The sequence below is a fragment of the Sulfuricurvum sp. genome (genome assembly GCF_019163035.1).
GTDB lineage: Bacteria > Campylobacterota > Campylobacteria > Campylobacterales > Sulfurimonadaceae > Sulfuricurvum.
The window spans coordinates 8,818-23,202 of sequence record NZ_JAFLKV010000116.1 but is presented as its reverse complement, the minus strand read 5'-3'; the positions used below and the strand labels follow the sequence as shown (position 1 = coordinate 23,202).

Annotated in this window: 9 protein-coding genes and 1 pseudogene; 6 read left to right on the top strand and 4 right to left on the bottom strand. The window is 36.8% G+C overall.

Annotated features, from left to right (window positions below):
• From JZU62_RS08345 to JZU62_RS08335, 3 genes and pseudogenes are all read right to left on the bottom strand, one after another.
• A pseudogene (locus tag JZU62_RS08345) lies at nt 1-259 on the bottom strand (site-specific integrase); the annotation flags it as partial.
• Nucleotides 260-680: 421 nt separating this feature from the next.
• Entirely contained in the window at nt 681-3,539 is a 2,859-nt protein-coding gene (locus JZU62_RS08340; protein ID WP_295013753.1) for a PAS domain S-box protein, read from the bottom strand.
• A 79-nt stretch (nt 3,540-3,618) separates the two neighbouring features.
• Nucleotides 3,619-5,154, bottom strand: a complete 1,536-nt coding sequence (locus JZU62_RS08335) for a sensor domain-containing diguanylate cyclase (protein ID WP_295013751.1) — start codon at nt 5,152-5,154, stop codon at nt 3,619-3,621.
• Between the two features lie 418 nt (nt 5,155-5,572).
• Here JZU62_RS08335 and JZU62_RS08330 point away from each other — a divergent pair, with 418 nt between their 5' ends.
• From JZU62_RS08330 to JZU62_RS08310, 5 genes are read left to right on the top strand one after another with little or no spacing between them, the layout of a single operon-like run.
• A complete protein-coding gene (locus JZU62_RS08330; protein ID WP_295013748.1) occupies nt 5,573-5,974 on the top strand; it encodes a response regulator in 402 nt (133 codons plus the stop codon).
• Nucleotides 5,971-9,006: a response regulator gene (locus JZU62_RS08325; protein ID WP_295013746.1), complete on the top strand. Its 3,036-nt coding sequence runs from the start codon at nt 5,971-5,973 to the stop codon at nt 9,004-9,006. The genes JZU62_RS08330 and JZU62_RS08325 overlap by 4 nt, the downstream gene beginning before the upstream one ends.
• A complete protein-coding gene (locus tag JZU62_RS08320) occupies nt 9,003-9,422 on the top strand; it encodes a hypothetical protein (RefSeq protein WP_295013744.1) in 420 nt (139 codons plus the stop codon). The genes JZU62_RS08325 and JZU62_RS08320 overlap by 4 nt, the downstream gene beginning before the upstream one ends.
• Nucleotides 9,423-9,424: 2 nt before the next feature.
• Entirely contained in the window at nt 9,425-10,786 is a 1,362-nt protein-coding gene (locus JZU62_RS08315) for a HAMP domain-containing sensor histidine kinase (RefSeq protein WP_295013742.1), read from the top strand.
• A gap of 4 nt (nt 10,787-10,790) precedes the next feature.
• Complete coding sequence (locus JZU62_RS08310; RefSeq protein ID WP_295013740.1) at nt 10,791-12,086, top strand: hybrid sensor histidine kinase/response regulator; 1,296 nt, start codon at nt 10,791-10,793, stop codon at nt 12,084-12,086.
• Between the two features lie 94 nt (nt 12,087-12,180).
• Here the strand turns inward: JZU62_RS08310 and JZU62_RS08305 are convergent, their stop codons facing one another.
• Nucleotides 12,181-13,767 carry a methyl-accepting chemotaxis protein gene (locus JZU62_RS08305; RefSeq protein WP_295013738.1) on the bottom strand — a complete coding sequence of 529 codons (1,587 nt, stop codon included), beginning with the start codon at nt 13,765-13,767 and terminating at the stop codon, nt 12,181-12,183.
• A 135-nt stretch (nt 13,768-13,902) separates the two neighbouring features.
• Here JZU62_RS08305 and JZU62_RS08300 point away from each other — a divergent pair.
• On the top strand, nt 13,903-14,385 hold a 483-nt coding region (locus tag JZU62_RS08300; RefSeq protein ID WP_295013736.1), incomplete at its 3' end, for a hypothetical protein.

Genomic DNA, 14,385 nt, shown 5'->3' with positions numbered 1-14,385 from the left:
AGTTTCGATAGTTGCTCATTTCTGCACTTTTGATAATGTCACGGACTTCCTGCGGAGTGAACGGATGTATGAGCGGTTTTTCCATTTCGGGAGGACGTATTCGAGAGACGGGATTTTTTTCGATGAGTTCATCATAAAGAGCTTCGTCAAAGATACCCTTAACCACGCTAATATAGATACGTTTAGACTTTCCGCCAACGTCGTCTATATCAAAGAGCCATGATTTAATATCGGATGTTTTTATCGAATTAATAGGCAAATCTTTGAAGATCGGAAGCAGTCGAAGTTCAATGATGCTTTTGTATTTTTCAAAGGTAGAGATTTTTAGCTCTTTTTATTTGAACTTCAAATACTTTGAAGCTCTATAGCGCGATTGTTTGTAATCGGTAGTGCAAGATTTACTCGTAAGATTTGTTTTGATGCTTCATGGGCATTTATAGCACTTATACACATGATGCCATTGTAGTGAGATTGGATCAGTGAGTTAGGAAATATGACAGAATGGATGAGAAAGTAATTATGGTGTGCCTTATACTTCGGTGGTTCTAATCGTCATTGTACACTCCCTGTAAGCCATACAGAGGACGAATAAGTAGACTTTAATGAAGTGTAAAATGTTTTGAACTTGCAAGTGTTGCAATCAGCGTAAGTACGCACATTTTCGATTCATAGAAAAATATTTAAACAATCCAACCATGTTCTTGACCCCATTGCTGAGCCCATTCAATCATTTTTTCTGCAGGCATCGGTCGTGCGATTCCATACCCCTGTGCAAGATCACATCCAAGTAAAAGCAGTTGTTTGCCATGCTCATGGGTTTCAACACCTTCTGCAATCACTTCGCGACCAAAAGATGAAGCCAAGCCGACAATACCTTCTAAAATTGCTAAATCATCTTGATCATCAAGCATATCACGTACAAAACTTTGATCGATCTTCAAAGTTTTAACAGGAAGCCGTTTCAGATAAGTAAGAGACGAGTATCCCGTCCCAAAATCATCCAGTGCGAAGTGGATACCCATTCTTTTACACTCTTCAATAATACTAGAAGCCAGATTGACATCTTCCAATGCACTCGTTTCGAGTACTTCAATTTCCAACAATGAGAAATCAAAATTTTCATGTTGCGCAAGAATTAGTCGTAACCGCTCTACAAAGTTCCCTTGCAATAACTGTAAGGCTCCGACATTGACACTGACTGGTAAAATTAAACCTTGCGCTTTCCAATGTTTGATTTGAAAAATAGCTTCATTGATTACCCATTCACCAACTTTAACAGATAAAGGATGGTTTTCGATAATCGGAAGAAATTCAAGAGGAGGAATAAGCCCTTCTTCAGGGTGTTTCCAGCGAATTAGAGCTTCAACACCAATAAGCTCACCTGTACGCATATTAATTTTAGGTTGATAGTAAAGAACAAACTCATCATTTTTTAGAGCTTGGCGGATACGTTCTAATTTTTTATGTCTAGTGCGTATCGTAAGATCGTGCTCTGGATCAAAAACATCGTAGCGATTTTTACCTGCTTGCTTAGCTTCATACATAGCTTGATCCGCTTGACGTATCAGCTGATCAGCATCTACATCCCCAGATTGTGGATAAAAAGTAACTCCTATGCTGGCTGAAACTTGTAATAAAACATCATCCAGCACTATTACTTGACTTGCAGCATCCAAAAGTTTTTGAATAATCGGTGATGCTATAGAAATATCATCCGTATTTAAAAGAATTGCAACAAATTCGTCCCCACCTAATCGTGACAAGGTATCACCCTCACGCAGTGCCTGTTGCATACGTCTTGAAAGTGCTATAAGAAGATTATCACCCACACTATGGCTATATCGGTCATTTACTTGTTTGAAGCCATCCAAATCAAGATAAATAACAGCTATCTTCTCATTTCTGTGATCAGCATGAGTCATCGCTTGTCGCAGTCTGTCTGAATTTAAAACACGATTAGGCAAACCTGTAAGGGGATCATAGTGGGCAATATATTCTAGTTGATGTTCGTGTTCTTTATTCGCTGTTATATCAGAAAAAATTCCTACGTAATTTTGTACCTTTCCTTGAGAATCGAGTATGGAACTGATATTGAGCATCTCGGCATACAATTCTCCATTCTTACGTCGATTCCAAAGCTCGCCGTACCAATGACCTTTTTCGATCAAATCATGCCACATGGCAGAATAAAATTCTTTTCCTTGCAGTTTTGAGCTTAGTACACGCGGATTTTTTCCGATAATTTCATCCCTAATGTAACCAGTCGTACGACTAAACGCATCATTGATGTCAATGATGGCTCCATCAGGTGAAGTGATAACAATTCCTTCACTAGCATGGGTGAATACATTTGCGGCAAGATGGAGCTTTTCTTCAGCCTGTTTTCTTTCTGTAATATCATGTACAATTGAGAACAACAGTGTTTTATTATCAATTTCGATTGGGGTTGAATGTACTTCAACATCACGTATTTCACCAGATGATAAGCGATGCGAAAATATAAAGTAGTTTGAATTTTCATGTAACGCTAATTGTATATTCATATTGAGTTTGTCTGGTTGAAGAATATTAATATGACTGATAGGCATATCGATAAGTTGCTGTTTTGGATAACCGTAATAGCTTACAGCAGCGTTGTTTGCTTCTTCAATCTTACCTGATTCGGGATTAACAAGCAACATGATTGAAGAATTTTTTTCAAAGAAATTCCGAAACCGTTTTTCACTTTTAAGTAATCGATTATCGGATGATTTACGCTCAGTGATATCACGCAGGAACACAAATATACGTCCTCCTGAAATCGTGTAATGCGACGCACTGATTTCTACATCCCAAATCGATCCGTCCTTGCGTCTGTGCTTAGTCTCAAATTGAGTGTGTCTCTGTTCAATAATCGTGTTAATACGTTCATCGATTTTTGAGATACTCTGAATTGCATCGAGTTGAGATATTTGCATCGAAAGAAGCTCTTCGCGGGTATAGCCAGACTGCTGACAATATGTCAGATTGACATCGATCAAATTACCATGGTAATCCACACTCCAAAATCCATCGAGAGTGGTTTCCAATATATTTTGAAGAATTTGAGAACTTTCACGGAGCTTTTCTTCGACTTGTTTTCGTTCCGAGATATCTTCCACCATCGTAATGAAGTAGTTAATAGAACCATCTTGTTTTCGAATACAGCGTGAAGCTAAGTGGGTATACACCGTGTGACCGTCACGATGAATAAACCGTTTATCTAATTCATATTCGTCATGTTCACCATTTAGGACACTATTATACAAGGCGATTTGCTCAACAAGATCATCTTTATGGGTGATTTGTTCCCATGTCTTTTTTGTAAGTTCTTCCCTTGAGTAACCAAGCATTTCACACAATCGGTCATTCACTTGGATACACTCTTTATTAGGAGAGGTGGCTGCCATGCCTATCATAGAATGTTCAAAGAAGATACGATACCGCTGCTCACTCTGATGAAATGATTCTTGCACCTCTTCTGTACTTAAATCAACATTGTTTTCCAGTATGCTCGCCATTTCGATGCCTTAGGTAAAAATCATTACATGGTGATATTATCTTTACAATAATATATCAGTCAATTACTAAAATAATCTCCTAGATAGTAAGATTCAACTGCATATCATCAGAAAATTTGTAATGATTTTTACCATGTTGTTTTGCCTCATACATTGCTTTGTCTGCCATCCGTAACATTTCATCTGGATTGGTTGCATTATTTGGAAAGATACTAATACCTATACTTGCTCCAATATTGATGGTAGTGTTATTTATGTTAAATTCTTCGTTCAGTTTTTGGATAATAGTATCTGCAATTTTTACTACGTTGCTAATATCCTGCGCACCACACAACAATACAATAAACTCATCACCGCCGAGTCTTGCAACAGTATCGCTTTGTCTGATACAATTGGTAAGTCTTTGAGCCACATTTTTGAGTAATAGGTCTCCCATTTCATGTCCATAGGTATCATTAACATTTTTGAAACCATCAAGATCCAAAAACAGTACAGCAACAATGCTATCTTTTAGTTTTGCTTTTTTAAGCACTTGTTCTAACAATCCCATTAGCAGTTTTCTATTTGGCAATCCTGTTAAAGAGTCAACATGGGCATCTGTTTCGAGATGATCTATCGGACGTGTTAAATCTTTTGTCATTTTTAAAGAAATAGCTATACCAAAAATCAGTATGAATAGTGCTGTAAAAGCTATACTGTCTCTCATTGATTTCAATGGTTTTAACGCTTCATCTGAATCAATTTTTGCAACCATTCCCCAATCGGCAATCGGTACATGTCTCCAAGCTGCTAAAACACTCACACCTCGATAATCAACTGACATACTGCTTCCATTGTGCCCTGTTGCACCCATAATGACAGGAATAGCTATCTTACCACTGATTTGAACGCTTCTTTGCATTCCTGCATTCGGATCATGACGAAGTGGATTAAGAAAAATTATTTTTTCATTATTTCTTTTCCCGAGCAATGTTTCACCGCTACTCCCTAATCCTGAATAGTCTTGGAGTAACAGAAACAAATTATCAACGCTGAGCTCTGCAACCACAACACCAACAAGTTGATTGTCAACATCCAAAATAGGTGATGAAGCCGTTATAGAATACTGATTTTGCTGGTTTTTTGACGAAATAGAGGTACTTTCTTTATAAATATTTGAAAAGTATATTTTTGTTTTTCCTTGTTCAAAAGCTAATTTATGAAACGGAGAAAATGTGCTTTCTTTTGATTGTATTGAACGTGCAACTATTTTTCCGTCTAATCCGATGATATAAATAGCATTTAGATTATGATTTAATACAAAACTATTTAACTCTTGCTCGTATAAATTTTTAATTTCATTATGATGAAGTGATTTTGTATTTGCGTATAGAATTTCTTTAGTATAAGGTAAGTAACTAATTGTTTGTACATCATCCTTAGATTCATCGTAAAAATGTTCTATCTGTAATGATTTGAGTTTTGCAATAGCTTCTAAATGGGATAGTTCTGAAGTGATAAGCTGTTTTTTAATATCATAATAGCTGTATAGTGCAATAAGAACCATAGGAATTAAAGCAAAAAGCATAAATAACCACAGTAGTTTTACTTTTAGCAGTTGTGCATGTCTGTTCATCATGTTTGCTTCGCTATAAAATTTTTAAGAGTATACACTGAATTATGCATTTTAGAGCACAAGATTGTATATTTTTTACTCATACTTTGCACCTCTTTAACAAAGCATTTATCCCCTTTCGGATTGAAAGGGTCAGGGATATTTACCAATTATATAGAACTAAAAAGCTACAGATTAACATAATAATGAAAAAACGATAATTCATCCACTCGTTTTTTTTCATTACGCCGAATTTTAAAATAAGACCTACTTTTTTGATTGCAACATATTTGCGACATTATTATGATAAATTTTCAATACGTTTTATAACAATTTTTAGTTATATGCAAAAAATATGAAGTCGATACGTTTTAAAACGGTAATTTAGCGTCTTTGAAAAGATTACCACAAACTTATAAAAAAGCGAGAAGAAAATAAAATGAGAATAGCATTTATAGATGATGATGCTTTTGCATATAAGATTTATGGCACCATTTTACGCCAAAATGGGACAATCACAGCTATAGATAGTTTTGATACCTATTTATCTCCTCATGCATTCTTTGATGCCTCTACAGAGCAAGACCATTATGACGTGGTTATATCCGATCTAAATCTAAAAAATCAAGAGTTTGATGGCATTGATCTCTTGAGCACTTACCAGAAAAAAGTCGATAAAGAGATAACGCTTGTTTTATTAACGGGAGATACAAGTCAGGAACTTCAACATAGGCTTTCCTCATATCCAAACATAAATTATATTCGCAAAGGTTCGAGAGGCGAAGAGAATAGTCCATACTTAATAATCAAAAGATTGGTTCAAGCTGCACGCAAAGAATGAAAAACACTAAGCTTAAACTCAATTGTCTTTATGTGGAAGACGAAAAAGCGCTTCTGCATGCAACAACAGAGGTATTAATCGAAATACTTGATAAATCAAATTACGTATTTACCGCACAAAATGGGCAGATTGGTCTTGAATCATTTATTCGTGAGAGGCAGCATCTTGATTTTATTCTGACTGACATCAGCATGCCTGTTATGGATGGAATTGAACTGATCAAGGCTATTCGTCAAATTGATCATGATATAGTCATTATTGCTCTAACCGCTCAGGACGAAAAAAACATGTTCGCCGAGATTCAAGAAGCCGGTGCCAACTACACGTTTGCAAAGCCACTCACTAGAATAGATACCTTGCTGAAAGTTTTAGAGAATATTGACAAGATCAAGTCAGCCAGTCTTTCAAAGAACCATATGGACGCTGAGCAGTATCGACAAATCATTGACTCTAATGCTTTGGTATCGAAAACCGACAAATATGGAAAAATAATTTACGTCAATGATATGTTTTGTCGCATCTCAGGCTACTCAAGAGAAGAACTGGAGGGGAAACCACACAGTATTGTTCGTCATATAGACACTCCAAAAGACGTTTTTGCCGACATGTGGAACATAATCAAGACTGGCAAAACATGGAATGGAAGAATAAAGAATCTAACTAAAGATGGTGATACCTATATTGTTGATGCATGGATACACCCCATCAAAGGGGTCGACAATGAGATTGAGGGGTTCGTTGGTATTCGCCATGATGTAACTGAGTCGGTGAAGAACAGAGAATGGGGGCAAAGACAGCAAGAGCTAATGCGATACATTTTAGATGCGCAGTCGAATATAGTTGCCATCGAGACACGTCAAGACGGGTTGGTGCATGCTAACAAAGCATTCTTTGAAGTCTTCCCTTATGTTTCAATTGAAGAATACAAATCAAAACACAACGGTTTGCGTGATCTGTTCATTGACAAAGATGGTATTGAATACCAAAATAGTAAAGAAGCATCGAATAGTACAGACGGCTCTAAACTCTCTGCGCGTATTGTTGATAAGCATAGTGTTATTCGCTCCTATGACATCACGATAAAAACTGTCTACATTCAGGGTGAGGAATATTATATTGTTTCTTTTATAGATATGACAGAAGCGCAAATCAAGATTGATGCTGCCGAGCATGAGGCTTATGCGAAATCAACATTTCTTGCTAACATGTCCCATGAAATTCGAACACCGCTTAATGGTATTATGGGTTTTGTTAGTATGTTGGCTGAAACGAATCTCGATGTGATACAAAAGAGATATATCAATACTATAAATATGTCAGCTGAAAATCTGCTCTCTATCATAAACGATATTTTAGACATCTCCAAAATAGAATCAGGCAGCTTCCAAATCGATGAAATTGATTACGATCCAGTAAAAGAAATAGAGAGCATTGTAGAGCTTATGGTCTCAAAAGCCCGTGAGAAAAAACTTGAACTCTGCTCCTTTATTGATCCGACATTGCCTGTTGCTGTGCTTGGTGATCCATTGCGGTTAAAACAGGTACTATCTAATTTGATTGGCAACGCCATCAAATTCACAAACAAAGGATCAGTTGAAATATCCGCAGAAGTGATCAAATACAATTCAGAAATTTCAACCCTGAGTATATCTGTTAAAGATACCGGCATTGGGATTCAGCAAGATAAAATTGAACGTATTTTCAATCCATTTGAACAAGCAGACAGCTCTATATCGAGAAAATTTGGCGGAACAGGTCTTGGTCTTGCTATTTCAAAACAGCTCGTTGAGATGATGGGTGGCGAACTAAAATTGGAGAGCCAAGAAGGGATAGGGAGCCGATTTTATTTTGAATTGCCGCTTGTGCTTTGCGATGGCGATACAAACCGCCTTCCTAAAATCAGCAAAAAAGTTGGAATACTGATCGTTGATACCGCAATGACACATTGTATTGGGGCTCTTCGTCGATATTTAGACGCTTACGCGCTGGACTATATTGAAGTTCATTCCCATGCAGATGCAATGCATTGCGATGTGGTTATAACGATCACCAACGGAACAAACTATGTTAATTGGATAGATGATGCATTTACAAACTCCAAGAGAATCATTTCAATCGTTCCTGATGGCGTGAAGAATAATAGATTTCATTCTCACGAAACCATCAGTATTCCAATTACTGGCTTGAAAATATACGATGCTATCGTTGGCGATCCTGCCAGAAAAGCAAATGAAATCTACTCTGTAAAAGCAGCTGTGGTTGATATCACGTATGATGCCTGTGTTTTGCTTGCGGAAGACAATATAGTAAATCAAGAGATTACTAAAGATTTGCTCGCTAAAGTTGGAATAAACCCGGATATCGCGAATAATGGCAAAGAAGCCAAAGAGATGTATGACAATAGACACCGCCTAGGCAAAAAGCAGTACGACCTTATCTTAATGGATTCAATGATGCCAATCATGAACGGTACAGAGGCCATGCTTGAAATACGTGAGGTTGAAAAGCATTCCAACGGTAAGCGCACTTCAATTGTTGTCTTGACCGCCGATGTACAAAAGGATAGAGAAAAAGAATATTTAGATGCAGGGATGGATGGATATATCTCAAAGCCTATCAAAAAGGATAATTTTTATGCTACCCTTGATCACTTTTTGTATCCTTTAAAAGTCAAGGTAGAGAAGCTGACCCATAATGCAAGGAGTGCTAGCAATGATACGATACGTGTTAAATTTGCAAAACAGGCTGCCGATTCTCTTGGGCTAGATATGGAAACGTGTATATCTTTAATTGACTTCTTTTACGAATCATGTGATGGACACGTTAAACAAATGGAAAAAGCTATAGAAATTTGCGATTATGAGGGAATCCAATTTTCCTCGCACAGTCTCAAGGGAGCTGCAGGATCTTTGCAAATAATTGATATCTATGATATTTGTGAAGAGATGGAAGCGTCCGCAAAGCAAAGCAAGCTAGTAGAATACCCCCAAATGCTTGCGCAAATCAAACTTTATCTTTATGGCGGTGAATGATGCTTAAAATAGCTTTTGTAGATGATATCCCCCTTATCGCAACGATATGTGAAAAGCTCTTGCGCAATCGAGATGCGCTTAGCGAAATAGATCGATTTGATAAATTTACCAACAGCCGAGCTTTTATGGAAGCATTCAAATTTCGGGGAACAAACTATTATGATTTAATCATTTGTGATCACCATCTCGAAGAAAATGAACAAGCAAAAGGTTATGATGTTTTACTATTAATACAGTCGTTAGGGTTCAAAAATACCGCGATACTATACTCTGCGGACAACCAAGCGCTATTAGACATAAGTATGATTATCGATAAGCAAAAAATAAGTCTCATGGCAAAGGATGCACCGGGAAGTACAGCTTCTATTGAGCATCTGTCCAAACTAATATTTAGACTCAAAGGTATAAAAAGCTAATCATGGAAAAAACCCTAGCACCATTAAGCTCACAATCAAAACAGATCACCCGCCTTCAACAGGACTTAGAACAAATCAACAAAAGTTTATTTGATGCAACTGCACATACTGCGATTTTGCTCACCGACCGAAGCGGAATACTATTTCAAACCAACAACTATTTTCAGCAACTATTCATAAATGAGGCAATCGATACAATCGACGATCTCCCAATAACAAATACTTATGGATCATGTGATGATGTATCGTGGTTTGACTTCTTGACACAAAAAGATGAGAGAATGCTTCCAAAAGTTGAGATGCTTGTCGACAAAAAACTATTCTACTTTACTATCGTTTCAACGGTAATCAATAATGGTGATTACGAAAATGGTTCCTACACAAAAAAGTACATTATTTCCTTGACCGATATCACTAATGTTGTTGAACTGCATAAAAATGAGATCAGCATTTCCAAAGAGCTTGCCTACAAGCAAGGGATATTTGATGTAACGAGCGAGTATATTCACAATATCGGTAATGTCATCACCGGTGCGCAACACTTAGCAGATCGTGTCATTAAAAATCTTGAGCCTATGCAAAACTTCTTTAAATACTTTGATATGACAAAAAAACAACTAGAGGATAATTCTCTATTCATTCAACCCGAAAAAATAGAAGAATTTCAGCACAATAGTAAAAAAATTGAAATGAGCCTAAACATTATCCAATCTTCATTGACAGATACAATCAAAAATGTCCTAGAAACGGACATGAGGAGCCTACAAAAAGGGATAAATAATATTGCCGCTACCATCGCTTCACAGCAAGAGCTTTACAAAAACAACAAGGTTAATATGGATGAACGTGTTGATATCGGCGATTTAATAGCAGAAATACAAAGTGTTATAGAACCCCAACTTTTGAGAAACCAAATCAACATAAAAACCGACATCGCTGAGCGCATTTTCTTTAGTATTAACCGTATACACCTCTATAATGGACTATTGAATTTGATCAAGAATTCAATACATGCTACAAATTTTGCACACGATCAAGGGATGGTTACTTCAAAAGAAATAACCATCAAGGCCTATAAAAAGCAAAAAGAAGATGGTTTTTTTGAGCTTGATATGATGCTTAGTGATCAAATGATTACCTCTGAAAATGTAATTATTGAGGTAATAGACAATGGCATTGGGCTAGATAAAGAAACGTCCGAGAAGTTATTCTTACAAGGATTTACCACAAAGAAAGACGGACATGGTCTTGGACTGCATTCGTTTGCAAACTTCCTAATTGGAAATGGACACTCTGTAACATTCCATTCTGAGGGGGTTGGTAAAGGTGCACGGTTTACTACACTATTAATGGTCAAGGAATAACTGAATGTCCAACAGATTTGATATTTTAACGATTGACGATGATCCCACTATTTTAGATGTATACAAGACAATACTTTTACCCAGCGAAAAAACAAGCATCGAAGAGGCATTAGCTGAACTTGAACGACTTCATGGCGGTGCAGAAGTAAATGAAATCAGCCCTAATGATCAGGGGCCAACCTTTGCAGTAAATCAAGCAAACAATGGGCTTGATGGAGTTGATTTGTTTAAGCGGCTTTATGATGATGGCAAAAGCATCTCAGTCTGTATTATTGACATGCGAATGCCCAATGGAATTGATGGACTGGAAACAGCCTCACGGATCAAGGCAATAGACCCAGATGTTAATATAATAATATCTACCGCATACTCTGACAAAAGCGCAAAAGAGATTTCGGGACGAATCAAAGACAATATTTATTACGTCCGAAAGCCATTCCATGCGGAGGAAATATACCAACTTGTCTATTCTTTGTCATTGTCGTTTAAAGCTACTAAAGCGTTCCAACGGCTAAACCTAGGCCTAGAGGATAAAATACGAAACGAGATTGAAAAAAGCAGACAAAAAGATGCCATTATGCTTCATCAGGCAAAACTTGCCGCCTATGGAGAAATGATTGGAAATATTGCCCACCAATGGAGACAACCTCTTAGCATTTTAACAATGATATTGAACAAACTTAATATCCAATTTAAAGTGGGATCCCTCACGGAGGAGTCTCTCAATGAGAGTATTTCTAATGCTTTTGATACGATCGACTTTATGACACAAACGATAAACGATTTCAGAGAACAAGTTGAACCGAGCAAGGAGAAGGTCACCTATTCTCTTGTGAAGTCAATCGAAAAGACAATCGCAATAGTTCAAAAAAGCTTCTCAATGTCTGGAATAACCATTTCGTTAAATATCCCGCAAGAAATCAAACTATTTGGTTTCCCAGAGGACATAAAACAAATAGCACTTAATTTGTTGAATAATGCGAAAGACGCGATAATTTCAAATGATATAAGCGATGGAGTGATCAATATTAACGGTGAATTCAAAGGCGAAAAGCTTGTAGTTACCATCAACGACAATGGCGGAGGGATTAAAGAAGAGGCTATCGAGCATCTGTTTGAACCGTATTTTACGACCAAGCACAAAAGCCAAGGTACGGGAATCGGGCTTTATATGACAAAGAGAATTGTAGAAGAAAGACTTGATGGTTTGATTAGTGCATACAATACAAGCATAGGGGCATGCTTCTGCATAGAACTTGATATCTATCAAAACGCTATGGAACGAAAAGATTTTATATAGAGACGAATGAAGAGTAGTTAATCCGAAAGGCTTCATTATCTTCAAAACAGAAGAATTATATCAAACTTATTTTTTAGTTAAGGTCTTTTATCTCTTAGCTTTTAAACTCGTTAATGCGTGATTGTAATGAGTGCGCAATTTCAAGCATCTGTGCTGAATCATTTTCAATCTGATCGGAACTTTTTTGATTTGATCCAGAGACGTCGTTGATTTGAGAGATTTTATCAATAATCCATTCAATATGTCCAACCACTTCAACTGAATCATTATACGATCTTTGCGCTACAGAAACAGAACGCTCCATCTCTGTAGATGTGGCTGAGATTTTTGCTTCTACTTCATTGGAAATATGAGTTAGTTCATTCATGTTTTTTGCATTATTTCCCATATTATCACTCACATCATTGATCGCTTGAACAATCGTTCCAATATTGATTTCAATCTCAGACAAACTTCTCTGTGTTCGTTCTGCAAGCTTGCGTACTTCATCAGCTACAACGGCAAATCCACGACCGTGTTCTCCTGCACGTGCCGCCTCAATAGCGGCATTCAGGGCAAGGAGGTTAGTCTGATCGGCGATATCTTTAATAACACCTAAGACGTTTTTAACCTGATCGGCATCATTACGTAAGACCATTAATTGTGATGACATTTCATGCTCAACTTCTATATATCCATCAACTTCTCTAACCAAACTAGAGAGAGCATCTTTAGCTGTTAGCAATTCTGTGTTTGCATTTAAAATATTTTTTTGAGTTTGTTCAGAAACGGCTATTGCACTCGATAAAATCTCTTTTATAGAATGACTTTTTTGTGTTGTTTCTTCAACAATTTGCCGTTCTTGATCTACCCCTTTAGAGATGATATGGGTTGCATCGGTGATTGTTATAGCGATATTATTATTTTGCGCACCAAGATCTTTGACTTCATTGACCGTCTCTTGTACCATGGCGATAAAGTTATTAACCGACACTGCCACTTCTGCAAACTCATCTTTTTTAGTCACTTTAAGACGTTTTGTTAAATCTTTGTCACCACTAACCAATTCACCGATACGAACATGCAGTTCATTGAGTGGGGTCAATACCTCTTTTTTAAAGAAAATATTTAGCACAGCGACAAATATAAAGACTACAATACAAAGTACGATTAAGAGAATATTTTGCGTGTTTCCGATGGCTGCATCATTTTTCTCAAGTGAAATTACAAGATCCATAACCCCTATTGCTTCTCCAAGTTGGATATTAGTATGGCAAGATACACATCGCTCTTCAGCGACCAGAGGTTGTAGCAATCGGATTGAATGCTTACCATTCGTATTTTCAATTACTTTTTGGGTTTTTGTTTTAAAAACCTCTTTTACCATCGGTTCATCGGTAAATTTTACATTCAAACCAAATGCATCGATAACTTGTTGAGATTTTTGTACTGTAATAGTTTCAATTCCATCAATCTCCTTTGCATGTGCTATCGCTTCTTCAACAACCTTTGGATCACCCGCTAGCATACTCCCTGAGAGAGTTTGAAAAATTGATTGACTTAACATAGTCAATGAACGTTTTGCTGTTTCATTCGAAAAGTCATGAAAAGTTGTTGTTAAATAAAAGTATATGGCTCCTAACCCCATAAAGCTGAACATTAATACGGTAAAAATAATTTTTGATTTAATAGTCTGGAGCATAAACAACCTTTTACTTTTTATACCTCTTTTGCGTTATAAAAAGATACTTTAAAATAAATTGTATTGTTTTTATGTCGCAAGTATGTTGCAAATAGAAATAGATATGTATAATACATTTTAAAAATTGGTACCGTTATGACTAATATTCTTACGTTGGTTTTATTTGTTGCTTTTTTCTATTGGATTGTAAAAATAATCTCTCGTAAAAAGCAAAAACTAGAGCAAAAAGCATTGCAACAAACGGAACAATTTTTAAAAGAGACCCAAGCACTTCTAAAAACTGAAGCTCCCTCCCTCTCTGAAGAAAATAAATCAACTTCTCTGTACCGCGGAAAAGTTGCCGAGCACTTCCAAACAAACGGTTATAACATCACCAAGATCTCTAAAGCAGAAGGGATCGATTTAATTGGAATCAAAGAGAAAGAGTTGGTGTTGATCCGATGTGAAGAGATTCTCAAAGAGATCAAAAAGGTAGATATAAAACTCTTTATTGCCGAATGTAGCATTTATGTTGATAACAATCCGATATTCAAAGGGCACTCTTGCAGTCGAGTTTTTGCTACCAATCGCCCCATCACGGAGGAGGTATCCCTTTATTTACGCGAAAATCCCTCCTCT